This window comes from Cohaesibacter marisflavi (genome assembly GCF_900115225.1).
In the GTDB taxonomy this organism is placed as follows: Bacteria; Pseudomonadota; Alphaproteobacteria; order Rhizobiales; family Cohaesibacteraceae; genus Cohaesibacter; species Cohaesibacter marisflavi.
This window is the reverse complement of sequence record NZ_FOVR01000002.1, coordinates 432,344-450,016: the sequence shown is the minus strand read 5'-3', so window position 1 is coordinate 450,016 and position 17,673 is coordinate 432,344. Positions and strand designations below refer to the sequence as shown.

14 protein-coding genes are annotated in these 17,673 nt (G+C 54.6%); all 14 read right to left on the bottom strand.

The annotated features are described in order from the left end of the window. Positions 1 to 648: 648 nt before the first annotated feature. The gene (gene rpoN, locus BM258_RS05405) at positions 649 to 2,250 is read right to left on the bottom strand and encodes an RNA polymerase factor sigma-54 (protein ID WP_090069755.1); all 1,602 of its coding nucleotides are present in this window, start codon (positions 2,248 to 2,250) and stop codon (positions 649 to 651) included. A 469-nt stretch (positions 2,251 to 2,719) separates the two neighbouring features. Beyond that, complete coding sequence (lptB, locus tag BM258_RS05400) at positions 2,720 to 3,523, bottom strand: LPS export ABC transporter ATP-binding protein (RefSeq protein ID WP_090069753.1); 804 nt, start codon at positions 3,521 to 3,523, stop codon at positions 2,720 to 2,722. Positions 3,524 to 3,708: 185 nt separating this feature from the next. Then, positions 3,709 to 4,338, bottom strand: coding sequence for an LptA/OstA family protein (locus BM258_RS05395; RefSeq protein ID WP_090069751.1), 630 nt, complete (start codon positions 4,336 to 4,338; stop codon positions 3,709 to 3,711). Beyond that, positions 4,335 to 5,165 carry an LPS export ABC transporter periplasmic protein LptC gene (lptC, locus tag BM258_RS05390; protein ID WP_175527931.1) on the bottom strand — a complete coding sequence of 277 codons (831 nt, stop codon included), beginning with the start codon at positions 5,163 to 5,165 and terminating at the stop codon, positions 4,335 to 4,337. Before lptC ends, BM258_RS05395 begins: the two co-directional genes overlap by 4 nt. A gap of 235 nt (positions 5,166 to 5,400) precedes the next feature. After that, positions 5,401 to 6,021 carry a ribonuclease D gene (locus BM258_RS05385; protein ID WP_090069743.1) on the bottom strand — a complete coding sequence of 207 codons (621 nt, stop codon included), beginning with the start codon at positions 6,019 to 6,021 and terminating at the stop codon, positions 5,401 to 5,403. 202 nt (positions 6,022 to 6,223) lie between these two features. Further along, entirely contained in the window at positions 6,224 to 6,568 is a 345-nt protein-coding gene (locus tag BM258_RS05380; protein WP_139229205.1) for a hypothetical protein, read from the bottom strand. 147 nt (positions 6,569 to 6,715) lie between these two features. Beyond that, positions 6,716 to 7,951 carry a glycoside hydrolase family 5 protein gene (locus BM258_RS05375; protein WP_175527930.1) on the bottom strand — a complete coding sequence of 412 codons (1,236 nt, stop codon included), beginning with the start codon at positions 7,949 to 7,951 and terminating at the stop codon, positions 6,716 to 6,718. 28 nt (positions 7,952 to 7,979) lie between these two features. After that, positions 7,980 to 8,738: a WecB/TagA/CpsF family glycosyltransferase gene (locus BM258_RS05370; protein WP_090069738.1), complete on the bottom strand. Its 759-nt coding sequence runs from the start codon at positions 8,736 to 8,738 to the stop codon at positions 7,980 to 7,982. A gap of 57 nt (positions 8,739 to 8,795) precedes the next feature. Beyond that, entirely contained in the window at positions 8,796 to 11,399 is a 2,604-nt protein-coding gene (locus BM258_RS05365; RefSeq protein WP_090069735.1) for a GumC family protein, read from the bottom strand. Positions 11,400 to 11,606: 207 nt separating this feature from the next. Next, a complete protein-coding gene (locus tag BM258_RS05360; protein WP_139229204.1) occupies positions 11,607 to 13,139 on the bottom strand; it encodes a glucosamine inositolphosphorylceramide transferase family protein in 1,533 nt (510 codons plus the stop codon). Between the two features lie 47 nt (positions 13,140 to 13,186). Continuing rightward, positions 13,187 to 14,377, bottom strand: coding sequence for a glycosyltransferase family 4 protein (locus tag BM258_RS05355; RefSeq protein ID WP_244544600.1), 1,191 nt, complete (start codon positions 14,375 to 14,377; stop codon positions 13,187 to 13,189). Positions 14,378 to 14,396: 19 nt separating this feature from the next. Beyond that, the gene (locus BM258_RS05350; RefSeq protein WP_090069732.1) at positions 14,397 to 15,800 is read right to left on the bottom strand and encodes a lipopolysaccharide biosynthesis protein; all 1,404 of its coding nucleotides are present in this window, start codon (positions 15,798 to 15,800) and stop codon (positions 14,397 to 14,399) included. A gap of 210 nt (positions 15,801 to 16,010) precedes the next feature. Continuing rightward, the gene (locus BM258_RS05345; protein WP_090069730.1) at positions 16,011 to 16,805 is read right to left on the bottom strand and encodes a YdcF family protein; all 795 of its coding nucleotides are present in this window, start codon (positions 16,803 to 16,805) and stop codon (positions 16,011 to 16,013) included. Positions 16,806 to 16,811: 6 nt separating this feature from the next. Beyond that, positions 16,812 to 17,507, bottom strand: a complete 696-nt coding sequence (locus BM258_RS05340) for an SDR family oxidoreductase (RefSeq protein ID WP_090069728.1) — start codon at positions 17,505 to 17,507, stop codon at positions 16,812 to 16,814. Positions 17,508 to 17,673: the final 166 nt, after the last annotated feature.

The window sequence follows — 17,673 nt, the reverse complement described above, 5'->3', positions numbered from 1 at the left end:
AGAATGACCGACTTTTAGTCTTTCTCTCTTAACGACGTTCGCAAATGTGGCCTGAAGGTTTGGCCGGAATTTGCGGGCGTCATCAACATATCGAAAGCCCGGTCGGCCATACGCATGGAAACACACCACGGACCGCATTGACATCTGTACGGGCCGCGCACAAATAGGCGGTAAGTTCGCAAATGTCAATGTTATGGAAAAGTCTCTCATGCATGCTTTTAGTCTGCCAAAATAAATGGGGTTTGACCAGCAGACTTGACAATCTTGGCGATTAAACACGCATCTTTACGTATTTATCCACTGACCTTGAGAAAGTGAAATTAACAAACATCTACCAACTCATGCATTTCGCAAAATTTCTTAAATCAAACCTAAATTGATATATTATTACAATTTCGTTATTTTAGAACATTTTCAGAAGCGCGGTATATCCTCTTCTGCCCAAGACTTGTTCAATCACCATTTCGAGAGATGATCTGACGGGCAAATCGGGGCAAACATCTTTTCATCAGGAAGGTTATACCCGCTAATTTATAGGCATATTGCCCAAGCTGGCACCATTTGCACCATCCCACCAGGAAGCCAATGATTTGATGGAATCGCGGCTGCAAGTATGCTGATGCCGTGTCTGGATGCCCTGTAGCGCGCCTAGCCTCGTGCGGCTTTCTTCTCACGCCGTCGCTGCACCGAGGACGGAATATGCATGGCTTCACGATATTTCGCCACTGTGCGACGAGCGATATCGATGCCGGATTCACGCAGAAGCTTCACCAAGGCATCATCAGACAGAATACTATCGGCGGCTTCCCCATCAATCGCTTGCCGGATACGATGCTTGACCGCTTCAGCAGAGTGACTATCACCGCCCGACGTTGCCGAAATGGCTGAGGTGAAGAAATATTTCATCTCGAAGGTGCCACGATTGGTGGCGATATATTTGTTCGAGGTGACACGGCTGACCGTGCTCTCATGCATCTGGATCGCATCGGCGATGGTGCGCAGATTGAGCGGCTTCAGGTGCGTTACGCCATAAGCAAAGAAGGCATCCTGTTGCTTCACGATTTCCGTCGCCACCTTGAGAATGGTCTGTGCGCGCTGGTCTAGGCTCTTGACCAACCAGTTGGCGCTTTGCAGGCAATCGATGAGAAACTCTTTCTCTTTCTTGCCCGCAGCCGTCTCGTTGATTTGTGCATAATAAGTGCGATTGACCAGCACGCGGGGCAGGGTTTCGCTGTTCAGCTCAAGCCGCCAACCACCGTCTGATGCCTGCCGCACGAAAACATCGGGCACGACCGGCTGCACCGTCAAATGGCCGAAAGCGCTACCGGGGCGCGGATTGAGCGCCTTGATCTCGGAGATCATATCGGAGAGGTCTTCCTCATCCACTGCGCACAGTTTGCGCAGGGCAACGAAGTCCCGTTTGGCAAGTAGTTCGAGATTATCCAGAAGCACCGCAATGGCCGGGTCATAGCGGTTGAGATCCTTGAGCTGGATTGCAAGACATTCGGACAGGGAACGGGCAAACACGCCGGATGGTTCGAAGGATTGCAGAATATCGAGCACACCGGACACTTCTGCTTCATCCACACCAAGGCGATTGGCAACCATGGCCAGATCCGTTTGCAGATAACCGAATTCGTCCAGTTCATTGATGAGGAATTGGCCGATGATCCGTTTGCGCTCATCGGCAATGGCTGTCATCAACTGTTGTTCGAGATGATCGGCAAGAGAAATCTCGCCAGCCAGCACGGTTTCAAGGTCGTAATCAGGGTTGCCGCCCCCATCGCGCATGGGCGCGGACATCCAGGGATCATTCAGGCTTGGCCCAGCTTGCTCCTGTGGACCACTATCATCGGGAAAAACATTATCAAGACGGGCATCCAGATCATTGGATATGGCATCCATCTGCTCCGGGCTCTCCCCGGAGAACTGATCGGACAGGTCCGGATCGGGAGCAGAATCGCCCGCTCCTTCGCTATTGGTTCCGTCAGAGGAGTCCGAATTGGCACTATTGGCCTGATCTGCCCCCTGTGCATCGTTCGTCCCCTGCCCGTTATTATCCGAAGAGCCAGAGTCGCCAGAATAATCATCCGAGACAGATTCCAGCAGAGGATTGCTCTCAAGTTCCTGCTGTACATAAGCAACGAGATCAAGATTGGACATCTGCAACAGTTGGATCGCCTGCATCAATTGCGGCGTCATCACCAGCGATTGGCTCTGGCGCATGTCCAGTCTGGGTGTCAAAGCCATGTAATCGTCTGTCCTTACCTGTACCCCACCTAACCGTGATTGCTACGGCAGGGTCTCATCCCTGTTACTCAAGTCTGTCAGGATGTCTGGTAGCCTGTTTGTGGCACGCTCTTTTCATCCTGAAACACTGTGCCACGCGGTATCGACGCGGGTCGGGTGCCATCAAACGCCTTGCGCATAGTACCAATTAACAACACACATATTGTGAGTTGGTACAAATCTTGCTTGTTAAATATAGCAGGATTACACCCTTTTACACAATTCAAATCTGCTAATTGATAGAATATCTAATTTTATCAAAAGCTTATCCTCTGATTATTGTGCTCGGGAAGGTTAAAACCAGTGTCCCTATTGCCTTGCTTGTGGCCATTGAACAATTATTGGGCAATTTTTTAAAACTTCAAGCCTCAATTCACGGCTCCGCCTTTTTGCGGATTGTTTTCCCGTCTTCTCACCAGCCCAATGTGGCTTACATGGAGAAGCTCTCCCCCAAATACAGGCGCCGAACATCGGGATCAGCGATGATTTCATCGGGCGTGCCATTGGTCAACACATTGCCCGAATGAATGATATAGGCCCGGTCGATCAGGCTCAGCGTTTCACGCACATTATGGTCGGTGATGAGAACACCAATTCCGCGCGCAGTCAAATGACGCACCAGTTGCTGAATATCCCCCACCGCAATGGGGTCGACACCGGCGAAGGGCTCGTCAAGCAGCATGAAGGAAGGGCGGGACGCAAGGGCGCGGGCAATTTCGAGACGGCGACGTTCCCCGCCGGAAAGTGCAATGGCCATGGACTTGCGCAGATGCGTGATTGAGAACTCTTCCAGCAGCTCGTTCAGCTGTTCCTTACGCTTCTTGCGCTTTGGCTCAACCAGTTCCAGCACGGCCATGATATTCTCTTCCACATTCAGGCCGCGAAAAATCGAGGCTTCCTGGGGCAGATACCCAATGCCCAAACGGGCACGGCGATACATGGGCAGCTTCGTGATATCAAAGCCGTCTAGGGAAATGTAGCCTTTATCTGGACGCACAAGTCCCGTGATCATATAGAAGATGGTCGTCTTACCAGCGCCGTTTGGCCCCAAAAGCCCAACCGCTTCACCGCGTTTGACAGCGAGAGACGCCGAGGTGACGACCGTGCGGCGCTTGTAGCTCTTGCCGATGTCATGCACGACCATCCAGCCCAAACCATCCTGTTCGAGCGGATCGAACGGGGTTTGCTGATTTTCCGTCTCATCAAGAGATGAAAGATGATCACTTTCCTGCATTGGCAGATGCGCACCTGACTCTGGATTGCCGCTTGAAGGCAATCTTCTGATTATTGTCTCACCCCTGCCAACCCATAGTGGCCGCGATGGTTTTGCTGCTCATTTGCTCCGAACAGCAAGACAATGCCGTTGGATTGCTCATAAATGCAATTGCCCTGCTTGTCGAGGGGCTTTGCCCCGCTCGCCTAGTTTTTAGGGTTGCGGTTTGGGATAAACAGGCCCTGCACACGGCCAGAATTGCCATTCTGACCACCAGACGATTTGGCAGCAGCCAGACGCGCCGCGCCGGAGCGCATGTTGATGGTCAATTTGGAGCCACGCAAGACATTCTTGCCCTGGGTCAAAACGACATTACCGCTCAGAACAATCACTTCTTTTGCCATGTCGACAGAGGCCGTTGAGCCGGTTGCCTTCTGGTCTTTCTGGCTCACGGTCACTCCGCCATGGGCCTCAAGCCGCGTGATGGATTGCGCAGTGCCTGCACCGCCTCCCGAATAGTGGATCGTCAGGGTGGAGGTGAGCAGGTTTGTCTCACCCTGACGCGCTCTAACGCTACCCTTGAAAATTGCAACTTTTTTGTTGTCGAAGATATCAAGCTGATCAGCTTCGATCTCGATTGGCGCATCCGGGTCTGTGCGCAGACCGGACGCCACATCAGCCATGCTCTGGGCCATGACGGGGTGAGATGCTATCAGCCCGCCAGCAAAAAAGAGGCCCCCAGCCAGCAGCAGCGCCAGAGTAAGGCAAGAAAGCCTACGGGCTGGATTCCTGGTTGCCAGTGCGGTCAAACGACAAAGAGAAACAATCAGGGTCATTGGGGAGCCCCCTCTTCCTGCGCAGCCCCTTGTTGACGGGGCTCGGTTTGGTCTTGAGCCTTGGTTGGCGATTTGTTGAGGAGAGCCGCGTCGACATAGAGGCGCACACTACCGGTAAACCGGAACTGCTCGCCATTGTCGATGGCTTCAAGCCGGTCGGCCGATAGACGGATGTCGCTGGACGCGATATTCACCGGGCTGAGGGTTTGCATATATCCCTTTGGCATATCAACGGCCACCTTTTCGGTATGCAGTTTGTAACCCAGAGAGGAGTCGACCTGCACGTCTCCATCCAGTCCAAGCGTCTCATTATTCTGGTCAAATACGCCGGTTTTGGAGTCAATCGTTACCCATTCCTGCTTTTCATCTGTAATGCGTGCCTTGACGGTTTCAAGGTTGATCACATTGGGTGTTTCCACCTTCTGGGTAGCCCGATCGGCAGCCACTTCATAGGCGCGCCCATCGGTATAGCCGTTCAGGTTCGGATTCTGCATGACCAGTTCGTCCTGCTTCAGGCTTTCGTCATCCTCGAACTGAACCACCTCGGTCGTTTTCTCGGGATTATGCTTGCTCACCCAGCCGACAAAACCAGCAATGATGCCCAAGGCGATCACCGGCAGGCTCCATTTGAGAATGAAGACACGTCTTGAATGGCGTTTGGCCCGGCGGAAGGCCTTCATCTGATCTTCAGAGGAAATGATGCGAGCGCTATCCAGCGCGCTGCCCCGACGGTTTCCGCCTAGATCCGGCCCCCTTGGGCTCCCCACTGGATGTCCCTGTGGCTGAGCGGGATCGCCGGATTGCTCTCGTTTAATCCTGTCTTGCATTGCTTCCATCCAATAAAGGCAGGCTTGATGCTTCTGCTTCGCCGCTCGGTTCCGGAGTTTCCTGTTTTTTGCAGGCTTTTCGCTGCATCGGCAAGTCATTTCTACAAAGGAAAGAGGCGAAATTAAGCGTATGGTCTCTTCGGCTTCTTAAAATGACGAAGGGAGCCAGACCGGCGTGACACCGTTGCTCCCTTGGCCAATCGATCAGCTTTTTTCCTCAGCCGAGATCTTGCCCTTAGCTATGGGCAAAGATGTCGGTTTCGTCCCAACCGGCCAAATCCAGCTTGGCGCGGGTTGGCAGGAAATCAAAGCAGGACTGCGCCATTTCCTTGCGTCCCTCACGCGACAGACGTGCGCGGAAGATGCCCATCAGGCCGTGCAGATGCAAAACATCCGTTGCAGCATATTTCTTCTGGGCTTCACTCAGGGTATCGGCCCCCCAATCGGAGCTTTGCTGTTGCTTGGAAATATCGACATCAAGAAACTCGCGGCAGACATCCTTGAGGCCATGGCGGTCTGTGTAGGTACGGGTGAGCTTGGAAGCGATTTTGGTGCAGAAAACCGGTTCCGGCATCACACCGAATGTGTGATAGAGCACGGCAACATCAAAGCGGGCATAGTGGAAAATCTTGGTAATATTGTCATTTCCAAGCAAAGTGCACAGATTGGGCGCTTCTTTCTGCCCCTTGGCAATCTGCACCAGATCGGCACTGCCATCGCCTGGAGACAGCTGCACCAGACACAATCTGTCCCGATGCGGGTGAAGCCCCATCGTCTCGGTATCAATCGCGACTGCAGAAATGTTGTCATAGTGGTTGAGGTTGGGAAGGTCTCCCTGATGCAGTCTGATTGCCATCGATCAAAAATCCTGGATGATTGCGAGGGTCAATGATGCTTGCCCTCCTGTGCGGAAATGAAAAGCGACTTCTTACGAATATCTGCCAATGTTTGGAGCAGCATAGAAGGTTCGCCCCAGTGACTCAAGAGTTGCTGTTCATTAAGCACATGCATCGAAGGCTCGCCCCGGCCTTTCTCACACGATCATTCCTGCGTACCGATCAATAGCGCACCGGGCAAATATAGCGCTCAAACACCCAGCCAGCCGGATAACGCCCGCTATGAGGTGCGTCCAGGTAAGGCAAAACATCAACCTGACGCCAGCCCCGTTCCCCGTAGGGCTCCCAAGTGCGGAGCGGTGTATCCGGACCAAGTCGCATGATTTCTGTGCAACGGGTAGAACCGCATGTGCGCAGGGAGAGAAAATTGTCGCCATAGGGGTTAAGCCCGCAGACAACAAAGAGCTCCCCATCATAGCTCTGAGCGGGCGTCGCCAATAGGCCGCCCATAGCCAGAAAACAGGAAAAGAGAGCCAAGGCCAATCTATGCGTTTGTTTATCAACCATCGATGCTGTCTCCGGCTGGGACAATAGAAAAGGAAGCAAAGAAATCTGCCTCCAGCCTATCATCAACGAGCGCCCTCTGGCAGCCCTTCCATGGTACTGCTCCGCAACAGCATCGGCAGGCGCCTCTTAACTTCCACTCGGCAAAGTTCAAAAATTGGGCAAGAGCGAATCGAGCACCAGCGGGTCAGGCAGGGTGGTTTCTGGATTGACCATCTGGAATCCGTCGGAGAAATCCCAGTGCGCCCAGCCCAGACAGTTTTCCTCAGCTCCTGCCCGCACAGCGCGCAGCCAATTGGCCCGGTCATGCGGGTCCACATCAAAAGTCAGGGTGCCAAACTCATTGACGATCACCGGCGTTTGGTGACGACGCGACCAGTCTCCGACCATCGCGAAAGCATCAGAAATCCGCTTTGCATCCCAGCCATCACGGTAGCTGTCAAGCATTGTCTGGGCGGCCTCATCCATGCCAGCTGCCTTAAGTTTTTCAACCTGTTTAAGCACAGCCGGAGACGAGGCATTCCCCGGGAAAGGCATCTGACCGATGATAGCAAGCGAACTCCCCTGCATCCATGTCGCGCCCTGATGGGTAAAATCCATGGGGTCGTAATAATGCACGGCATAGACCAGCCCCTCCCCCTCAAGCGGTTCGGAACCGGCCAGCACTTCCACACGCTGAAAGATCGCCGGACCGATGATCAATTTACGACCCGGGGCTATGGCATTGAGATGTGTTACCAAGGTCTGGGCCTGCTGCCACCATATCGACGCGTCTGCAGCCGGTTCATTAAGAAGTTCGAAATAGACATCGGATCGGGACCAGCTCGCTGATCGTTCGGCGATCCGGTTCCATGCTTCGGTAAGCAGGGAAAGCCCGTCTTGCGGCACTGAAACATGAATATGCTGGAACCGCCCTGAGGGATGAATATCGATGCTTACGGCATAGCCCATGCCGCTCAGCCTTAGGACTTCCGCATCCAGCGCGGCCATATAGACTGCCGATTGCTGCTCAGACGCAAAGCGCGCCATGAAACGCTCGCCATTCACCGGCAAACGAATATGGGTAAAGCCCAACATGTGAAGCTGCTTGAGAAGGCTGTCATCGGGTTTGTAGCCGGTGTAGTCAGGATCCCAATTGGGCAGATTGAAGCCACGCGCCAGCTTGGCATCGGCACCGCCAACAGCAAGCGAAGAGACACCCTCGCACGCAGGAAGTCCCGTCGGCTGCCCCACTATAGTGTCAGATGCTCTTGCATCCCTCGCTGCAACAAGTCCCAAGAGCGCGAAAGCGGCACTCAAAACGGCCAGCATATGACCGGCAGGATAGGCAAGATGTGCAAGGTGAGCAATCGGCCGGAAGGCTTTTTTTATAGCGAGCATCGACATGAACATGGCCCCCTTGTGATCGAAAATGCTAGCAGGTTCGGGTCAGCAACAACCAGAGTGCATGCGGATTGGTGGTCAAATAGCGCCAGAACAAGCGGCCCGGTTCCTGATAGATGCGATAGGCCCATTCAAGGCCAACATCCTGCATCCATTGCGGCGCACGGGCATTCTTGCCTGACAGAAAATCAAACAGACCGCCTGAGGTCTTGATCGCACCAACCCCGGTCAATTTTTCAAGATTGCGCGCCACAAAGCGCTGCTCAAGAGGCACTCCCATGCCGATCCATAGAATGTCAGGTTTGGCTTCGTTGATGCGCGCGACCACTTCAGCCTCTTCTTGCGGGGTCACATAGCCGTTGCGGTAACCGACAAACTGCAAATCCGGATAAAGCCGCTGCATAGTCTCAACGGCCAGCTTGATGCCCTCGTCCGTCGCTCCCAAAAAATAGAAGGTCGCCTTTTCCTTTTCCGCCAAACGCGCCGCGTTATGGATGAGATCTGTGGTCGCAACCCGTTCGGGCAAGGGCGTTTTGGACAGAAGGTGCGATGCTTTTACCAAAGGGGTTCCGTCGGCGTGGATAAGATCGGCCTTGAGGAACAAATCCTCGATCTCTTTATCCCGGGCGCAAATGGAAAGAACCTGCCCATTGGCGGAGGTCACATAGAGCGGCCTTTGCTCCTTGCCTCGGCAATCATAGGCAAAATCAAGCATGGTGCGCGCTGCGCCATCGCAGTCTTCCACTGCGATAGGCAAGCCACCAACTGTAATTTGTTGAATCTCTTTCATTCAATACCCCTGAGCCCCACACTCTTTTCATTCAGGGGTCGTAATATCAGAAAATACTTAACTTTGAGTATGATCCACGATGAGGGCAACGCCCGTATCTGCGGACCATTCACACCAGTCATCCATCTCGGACGGGCTAAGTTCACCGCTTTCAAGCACCAACAGGCAGCAATCCACCAGATCAAGCAAATCTTCCAACGCGTTTGGCGTGAGAATTTGTTGGGCTTCAACAATCACGAAGCCATAGGTTTCCCTGCATAAATCAATAAGGCTGGAGAGTTCCTGGGCCAACTGCAGATCAAGTCCTTCAACATCGGTGAACCCCGCCGTACCGATGAATGGAATGAGATCAAAGGCCTCGAAATGCTCCACTTTGGCATTTTGCTGTTGAGAGACTACAGAGCCCCCCATCTGTTGACGCAGCCTTGGCTGTTCCTGAAGCGAGATAACAACCGGACGAAAGCCCTCATCAACGGCAAAGTTGGTGATCATGTCGGTGGTGATATCCAGACCGTTGCCCGGTTGGGTAGAGGTCACCAGCATGCTCGGCTTATCTCCGTCGCCCTTCTCATTGACAAAATCATTAAGCGCTTCAAAGAAATCATTGAGTTCAGAGCCCGACGGCAGATCAGAATTGCCCGAGGAAGCGCCGTGCGGCATTTGAATAACCACAGGCCCTGCTTCCAGATCGGCTTCCTGGTCGGCTTGCATGTCGGCTTCATCTCTCGCGGGGGCTTCCCCCTGCTCATCCAAGCCGCCGTCTTGGCTTTCAGTGCTTTCGGTCTTGCCTTCATCTTCCGGAGCCGCTGCAATAGCGTCTTCGGACCGAGGCCTTGTCACAGAAACCTCTTCAACGTCAGGAGCCTTGAGCGTTTGGACCTCATCTTTCTCCGGAACAGAGGGGTCCTTATCAGAGGGCTCGTCGCCTTCCTTATGCGAGGCTGGCTGCTCTGACGCATCAGCCCCTTTTGAGGAATCCTTGGCTTTGGCCATTGATCCTGCAGCAAAGGCGGCAGCCGCTACTGGCACACCGCTGCTGGTATAGCCGGACTGGCCATATCCGAACCGGGGCGAGGTTGCTGAAGACGCCGGCAAGGGCGCAGCGCCCCCCATCGACCCATGTGTCGCCATGGCCATTCCACCCGCATCCCAACGGTCTGCATCACGCTGTTCAGTGCGAAAGCCTCTATATTCCGGGGCGGCGAAGGCGATCCGGATCAAAGCAATGATGAAGCCGCACAGAAGCCCAAGAATGACAAGCGCCACTCCGACCAGCTTGATGGAAGGCTTGGTGGATTTGATGGGAACCGGAGCTTTGGACACGATGCGCGCTTCGTTGAAATTGAATTGCGCCTGCTCATCGGTCACCTTGTAGCGGGCCAGAAACTGCTCATAGAGATTGCGGTTTGCGGCTGCTTCACGCTCCAGATTATCCAGTTCGACCTTGGCCTTGTTGAGCATAATGGAGCGTTGGCGCAAATCGGCCAACTGGCCTTCCAGCGCCTGCTTCTTGGCCAATGTGGTTTCATAATCCTGCTTGGCGCGCTCCACCAGACGGGCCTGTTCCTGCCTGATCTGGCCTGCGATGATGGTTTGCTGTTCGCGGTTGGCCAGAATGCGTGGATGACGACTGCCCAGGGTCTGGTTCAATTCGGCAGCTTCACGGCGCAGTCGGTTCTGCTCCTGCATAAGCTGGTCAAGATTGGCAAATTCGCCAGCCTGAGAGCCTCTGGCACTACCCGGCACACCATCCTTGCGGGCCTGATCATAGCGCGCCTTGACGTCGGCCAGTTCAGTTGTGACGGTGCCAAGCTGGGAGACCAGCGAGGTCAATTGCTGATTATCCAGCGTGCCTTGAGCACCGGCATCGACGATCCCGTTCTTAGCGCGATAGGCAACGACGGCTTCTTCCGATTTTTTGAGGTTGCTATGCAGAAGGGTCAGACGCCCTGAAAGCCATTGGGCCGCTTCTTCATTGGCGTTGCTGCGATAGTCTTTCTGATCCCGCACGAAGGCTTGAGCCACTCCGTTGGCATATTTGGCAGCACGGGTTTTATCGAGAGATACTGCGCTGACTTCCACGATGTAGGTCGCACCTTGACGATAGGCGGAGATGTTGCTGCGGAACATGCCGATCAGCGCGGTTTCATTCTGGGCTTTGGCATAGTCAGGATCATCCTTGACCCCGAGTTCCTCAACCACTTTGGCTAGAAAGCCATCGCTTTTCATAATTTGCACATAGCTGGTCAGAGCGGCGGCATCGCCACCAATACCAGAAATTCCAGTGTCGGAATTGGTCACCCTCGGCTGGCGTGGATCAACCAGAATAAGCGCCGTGGAAGAGTATTTCTCGGGCAACATCATGAAGATGGTAAGCCCGGCCAAAACCACCAGAACCGCTATGGAGCAGATAAGAAAAAATTGCTGACGTACGAAGCGCAAGATGGCACGCGGGTGCACCAGCCCGCTCCAGACATCGGAGGACGGTGGATTGTTGTGAAAAATCGAGGAAACGGGCTCATCCTGCTTTTGACGCGCCTTTTTTCCAGCTTTCCTGTCAGCCTTGTTTTCAGCAGAAGAAGCCGCAACTGCATCAGGAGCCTCCGGGTCGACGCCCGGCTGCCAATCCAGATCAGATTTCTTTTTCTTGCGTCCAAACATACGCCAATCCCTGCAACTGAAAACATTTGCAATATAAACCGTCAAGAAGCCAAAAGATGCTTCTATTCGGTTGCCAGTATGCGGCGATCATATTGAGTTTTGGTTAACCATATGCCCAGCTATCCGCAGTTTCACGCAAGAGCCCCCCTAATTTGCTTCGAGAAGATGAGGCAAGAGGACGCATCACCCACTCTTTGCCATTGGCCCCTATCGGGCATAATGCGGGGCGGGGCGATAGACCCGGTCTGCCAGCTTTTTGAGCCATGACAAACGCGGGCGCAGAATGGCTCCGTCGATGACCTCAAGATGTCCTGCACGATTGAGGGTATGCAGCTTTCTCCCCGGCCAGCGATCATTTGGCTCCAGTATACTGAGAGTCTTTTGCTCGTAGTGATCCGGTGACAGGTGAGTAACTTCCACCAGTTGCATGCGCGCGCCATAAGACCTGCTGCAATCCTGCACGGGCCGGCAGAGCCTGCCATCGATATGAACAAAATTGCCCGCCGGCCGCGCCGTTGCCTTATCGATCAGCACCGGATTTTGCGCGTGCGGAAACCATGGGCCGAACAGCTCATCGGCATGGAAGATAGACAGGCAATCGGAATAGCCCCCGCCCCCATCTCTTGTCACGCAAAAGAGCCACCAACGCCCGTCATGTTGAGTGATGGTCACGTCAGCGGCATCAATGTCGGTGAGGATGGTCTTGAATGGCTGCCAGCCAACGGGAAAGCTGTCAGTTCGGTAGAAAGTCACCTTGCCGTCTGCCGAGGTTTCCGGGATCATATAAAGCTCTCCCTCATGCTCGATCAGGAAGGGGTAGGAGAGATGAAAAGGCTCTTTCAGACAAGGCCGCGCAGGGCCTTTCGGCCCGTTCTCGTCCATCTCGACCACCGACAAAATCCCCTTCTGGGTGCGGGGATCGAGATCTTCGAAAAAGAGATAATGCGCCCCGTCCTTTTCCCAAGGCACCGGATCGGCGTAGAAGTGATTGTCCACGTCATCGAGCACGCGCCATGGTTCACCATCAAGGGATTGACGGCTCCAGACATCGGCTTCAGACACCCAACGCCAGCCAATGCGCCAATGGCTTGGCAGAAACAGACGATAGTATATCTGCTTGAGGTTCGCCTTGATGCCGTTTTTCACGGTTTGTTTGGAGAGCTGTCCGGCAGAAGGCCATTCGGCCTTTTTTGTGCAAAGCGGTTGGACCCATCGGTCGGGATTTTGCACCCACGCCATCAGCAGCGTAATCACTCTGGCATATGTTTGTTCCATGGAGCCGGAGACGCCTTTTGCCAATTCGCCCGAAGGGTCTGCGGTGGCGACAAGGGTGCCCTCCTCATCGATGAAGGCAATCTGCGGTATGCCTGAAGCCATGATCGAGGTGATGAGCGCAGCTTCAGCGGGAAACCCGTTGAACAGCAGTGTTAGCCGCTTTTTGCCTTGAGGGGCCGAGCCATCGCCCACCAGATCGATCACCAGATCAATCTCGTCAGACGAGTTCAATGCGGGCGCCTTTTCCTCTAATGCCTCAGGCGTCATCGGGGATGCCAAATAGGTCTTTCCCTCAAACAGCGAATGAGCTTCAGAGCGGAGCAACTTCTCTACATGAGCCGGATGCGGCGAAGCAGACGAACGGGAGGAAAAGACCTGTGCCTGCACATTTGCTGACAAGAGTTCGACAAGCCGACCATGCCACATACGGCAATGGGACGGGTCGAAATGGAGGCAATATCTCATAGACCCCGAGCTCCCTTCAAAAAGCGATATTAAAATGATGTTCTAGATCAGCCGCGACCGGTGACGCTGCAAACCAATTGTTCGTAGCGGCCAACCATTGCGGACATGGAATAAAGAGATTTGAGCGCGCGACCAGACTCGGTCAATTGCTCAGACAAGGTCTTGTCGCGCAAAAGCCTGCGGATTGGGTCTGCATAGCTTTCAGGGTGATCGCTATCGGCAAACAGAGCACACGGGCCGAGATCGGTTTTCATGACTTCCCGCAAGACGGGCAGATCATTGCAAACCACCGGCAGGCCGGTCTGGGCCGCTTCCACGGCAGCAAGGCCGAAGGTCTCCGCCTCTGTCGGGAACAGGAATATATCCATGGCTGCCAACAGGTCGCCAACTGCGGAGGACTCCATTTCGCCGGTAAAGTGGGTGCGGTCTTCCACTCCGAGCGCCTTGGCCACAGAGCGTAGGCGCATTTCATCAGGGCCTTGCCCACCTAGCACAAGATGCCAGCATTCATTGAAGGTGAGCGCCTCGATGGCCACCTCCAGCCGTTTGAGCTTGTTAAGGCGCGCGATGGACCCCAACAGGATGACGTCATCGGACAGACCAAAGCGGGCACGGGCCTCTGCCTTGCCGAGCCCTGAACTCTTGTCCTTGAAACCATGGGGCACATGAGTGATGCGACGCGTATAGGCGGGCGGAAAGTCCGCATATTCACCTGCCGTATCCACCGAGTTGACCGTCACCACATCATAGAGTCCGATTTTGCCCCAGATCTTGTCGATACGCCGGATCGTGTCGTTCATCGTTGCCTGCGCAGAGACCTGATTGGCGATCACATGACGCACACCGGCAAGACGCGCAGCCGGAGCGCCAAACAGGTTGCCATAATGCTGAAAGGTCAACACCACGTCCGGTTTGAGCGCCCGGATCTGGAAAATCAGCTTGATGAAGAAGAGCAGGATCGCAAAGGGGCTGCGCGGACGCTTTTCAACGGTGAAGCTGGTATGGGGCGCATGGTCGAAGGCATCGGTCTTGCGATAGAAAAACAGATGCTGAATGTCATAGCCCTTGGGGGCCAGCCCCTCACCAAGCAGGCGCGATATTTCCTGCGCACCGGCATTCTCGGCCTGTGTCTGAATGAAAAGCAGACGCAAGGGGCGCTCTGCCTCCGCAACATCTTGTGCGGCATCGGCAATTGATGCTTCTGAAATGTCAGGCTCAGCTTGGTCCAGATTGCTCAAGAGATCACCTCAATGATAATCAATCAGTTGGTTGTGCTTTTGCCGCCCCCGATGGTGCTTCATCGGTGCTTTCAGCCACAAACCGCAGGATCGAAGGATCCATACCGGTGAGGCGACGGCAGAAATAGTTTGTCAGCAGCGCCATGCCGATCATGACGGCGCCGGACACGGCTGCGGCACCAAGAATGCCGAAATGCGGGATAATGACAAAAAATCCGATCACACGCAGGGCAAGCGATGATGTGACGATGGTCACATAGCGCCCTTCATGGCCGGTCAACATGAGAAATGCGGGGGCCGCTCCATTGGCGGCCGTCAAACCTGTGCCAGTGGCAAGCAGCAGGAACACCCAGTAATAATCAGCGTAAGTGCGTCCAAAAATCATCAGCATATAGTCGCCACCGATGACCACAGCGGTCAGCCCAACCACGACAATCATCAAACTCATGCCCGCCATCATATTGAGCGCATGCTTCAACTCGGCGGTCTGGCGCGCAAAATAGAGACCCGGTACGCGACGGGTGCCGAAGGTATTGAGGCCACTGGTCGCCAAGCCGAACGCATTGGCGAGACGGGCGGCGACGAAATAGGCACCGGCAGAAACCGGATCGAGCAGCAGGCCGATCAGGAACACGTCCAGATGCTGGTTCGAGGCTTCCATGATGGAAGCAAGCCAAAGACGCACCGATCGCGGCGTCCATTGGCGTACATCATAGCCGGGGGTTACCTCGCCGATCTGCTTTTTGATACGCACAGCAACCACATAGGCCTGCGTGGCGATAACAAAGGCCAGCCCGAGAGCAAAAACAGCCAGAATTTCCGTGCTGGTGACCGAATGGCCGACAAAGAGACTGATGCTCAGGAAAAGGACGGCAAAGGCCCGCCATGTGAATTCATAATGTCCGTCGGCCAGTTTGATGCTGACGACAGCCCGCGTCACATGGGAGCTATAAAGCGCAAGGCAGTTGCCCGCCAGAAAGGCCATGGAGAAGATGGCTGTCCAGTTGCTGCCCTGGATGGTTTCACGGAAGAAAGGCAGATCCATGGAATAGACGATCCAGAAGCCCAGACAGACGATCAGAACGCCGGCCGAGCTGACCATCCAGCCATAACGCACGGCACCCAAGGCCAATCCGGGGCGATCGGATGCCAGATACTCATTCCAGGAACGGACGACCTGCATTTCCTGTCCGGATGCCGCCACGATGGCCAAAATGGACAGAACCGAAAAGAGAATGGAAAAGCGCCCGAATTCAACGGCTCCGGCAGCGTGCGCCGCCAGCGAGAAGAGCGCAAAGGAGATGACAGCGCTGCCAGCTTTGAGCACCATCGTTCCAAACAGACCCCGCGCATCTCCACTACCGATCAACCGCCGTATCTTGGCCATGGCCCCTGTCGAGGCCACTTGTGTCGCTTCTGTCATATATTGCTTACCTGTGTGCTTCCCAGACAGCCAAAGATGATCGACGCACCAATGCACATCGCCTGCTCGATACCGTTGACCCCACCCGTCCTAGACAACCAAAACTAGAGGATCTTCAAAAATATTCGGTTACGACACATGATTAATGAACAATTAATCCGACAACTCTCACTTTTCGCTTACGACCCTGCTTACCGTGCAGACAGAGGGCTAGCGGCCTGTCCAGCCATAGACGACCAGCCCGACCAGCTCCTTGATCAACAAGTCCGCTCGCTCGATCTTGCCGCCGGGATACCAGCTGAAGGGCTTACTGGAGAGGTTGGTGCGATGATCCACCGGATAGGGCATCAGGTCTGTCCAACCAGCGCGTTCAAAACTGCGCATGGAACGGGCCATATGGAAGGCGCTGGTTATCAGTAGCCAATGCTTTGATATATCATCGCCAACCAGACGGGCGGAGAATGTGGCATTTTCAGCGGTATTGCGCGATTTGGTCTCTATCTGAATGCGGCTGGCTTCAACGCCCATCCCGACCAGAAGATCGCGGGTCATTTCCGCTTCACTGGCACCCCTGTTACCAAGCACGACATCAAGAGGCGACGCGTTGCCCCCTGATATGAAGATCGGAATATCGGGCAGCAAGCGGGCGAGACGGGCAGCTTCGGTGATCCGTTCCCCGGCATGGTTGAGTTCAGGCTGCTTCCATGTTTCGGAATGGCCGGTCACGATGCTGCCACCCAGCACGAGGATGCCATCGATCGGCTTGCCCTTGGTCAGATCGGGGTTTGTTGGATAAGTGGTCTCCAACTTGGCCAGCGCCATGTCCGTTAACGGGGACAGCACAAGGACGAGAATGAGCAAGGTTATCGTCAGCCCCCATCTGGCAGGCACCACCGCGCCCGCAAACAGCATGGCCAGACTGAAAAGCAGCCCGAGCAAAAGCCAGCTCTCGACCAGCAACAGCAACCCGACAATCTTGGAAAGGACAAAGAAGACCGTACCCATCACCGCTTACCATCCATGAGGTTCACCATTCCATTTAAAGAAGCTGCCATTATCCTTGAGCGTTGCCTTATCGATGGTTTCGGCAATGCCTCCGGCGCTCTCTTTGGGCGAGATGTCGGCATGCGCTCCCCCCATGTCGGTTTGCACCCAACCCGGATGCAGCAGAATACAAATGAGGCCGTCGGCTGCCACTTCCTGCGCCAGAATAGACATGACCTTGTTGACCGCAGCCTTGGAGGAGCGGTAGGCATATTGTCCGGTTCCCTTATGGCAAATGGCTCCCATCTGGCTGGAGATGGTGGCAATCTTGGCGCCTTCAGCGGCCTTGAGATGGGGCAAAAATGCTTCGGTGACCCTCAAGGGGGCCATGGCATTGACAGCAAAAGTTTCGGCCCATGCATCATAATCCATATCGCTGCGCGATTGGTGCTTGGACCCCTTGATGCCAGCATTGTTGATCAGCAAATCGATAGGCAGATCCTTGAGATCTTCAGCCAGCGCATCAACCGAAGCCTGATCCACCACGTCAAGCGTATGAAGTGTGATGCGTCCCAGATGGCTTGTTACAAGTTCGCGCAGGGCATCTGCCTTCTCCGGCTGGCGACAGCAGGCATGGACGTGCCAATCGCCCTTTTCCAGATAGGCCGTCACCAAAGCAAGACCAACACCGCGGTTGGCTCCGGTTATGATGCAATGCTTCATTCATTCGTCTCCTGATACTTGCTTGCCAGCCCACATGGCCCGCACACCCTTTCCGGCAGAAGGATAGTCCCAAGGGTAATCCCCTGCTCCTCTTTCAATGGTTACACAAAAAGGAGGTAATATGACAGAGACCACATATTCGGTGCCTTTCCGGCAGGAAGGCAGC

What these genes read in the sequence shown, in the direction of transcription:
- rpoN (WP_090069755.1), bottom strand. Translation starts at nt 2,250, where the DNA reads ATGGCTTTGACACCCAGACTGGACATGCGCCAGAGCCAATCGCTGGTG.
- lptB (WP_090069753.1), bottom strand. Translation starts at nt 3,523, where the DNA reads ATGCAGGAAAGTGATCATCTTTCATCTCTTGATGAGACGGAAAATCAG.
- BM258_RS05395 (WP_090069751.1), bottom strand. Translation starts at nt 4,338, where the DNA reads ATGACCCTGATTGTTTCTCTTTGTCGTTTGACCGCACTGGCAACCAGG.
- lptC (WP_175527931.1), bottom strand. Translation starts at nt 5,165, where the DNA reads ATGCAAGACAGGATTAAACGAGAGCAATCCGGCGATCCCGCTCAGCCA.
- BM258_RS05385 (WP_090069743.1), bottom strand. Translation starts at nt 6,021, where the DNA reads ATGGCAATCAGACTGCATCAGGGAGACCTTCCCAACCTCAACCACTAT.
- BM258_RS05380 (WP_139229205.1), bottom strand. Translation starts at nt 6,568, where the DNA reads ATGGTTGATAAACAAACGCATAGATTGGCCTTGGCTCTCTTTTCCTGT.
- BM258_RS05375 (WP_175527930.1), bottom strand. Translation starts at nt 7,951, where the DNA reads ATGTCGATGCTCGCTATAAAAAAAGCCTTCCGGCCGATTGCTCACCTT.
- BM258_RS05370 (WP_090069738.1), bottom strand. Translation starts at nt 8,738, where the DNA reads ATGAAAGAGATTCAACAAATTACAGTTGGTGGCTTGCCTATCGCAGTG.
- BM258_RS05365 (WP_090069735.1), bottom strand. Translation starts at nt 11,399, where the DNA reads ATGTTTGGACGCAAGAAAAAGAAATCTGATCTGGATTGGCAGCCGGGC.
- BM258_RS05360 (WP_139229204.1), bottom strand. Translation starts at nt 13,139, where the DNA reads ATGAGATATTGCCTCCATTTCGACCCGTCCCATTGCCGTATGTGGCAT.
- BM258_RS05350 (WP_090069732.1), bottom strand. Translation starts at nt 15,800, where the DNA reads ATGACAGAAGCGACACAAGTGGCCTCGACAGGGGCCATGGCCAAGATA.
- BM258_RS05345 (WP_090069730.1), bottom strand. Translation starts at nt 16,805, where the DNA reads ATGGGTACGGTCTTCTTTGTCCTTTCCAAGATTGTCGGGTTGCTGTTG.
- BM258_RS05340 (WP_090069728.1), bottom strand. Translation starts at nt 17,507, where the DNA reads ATGAAGCATTGCATCATAACCGGAGCCAACCGCGGTGTTGGTCTTGCT.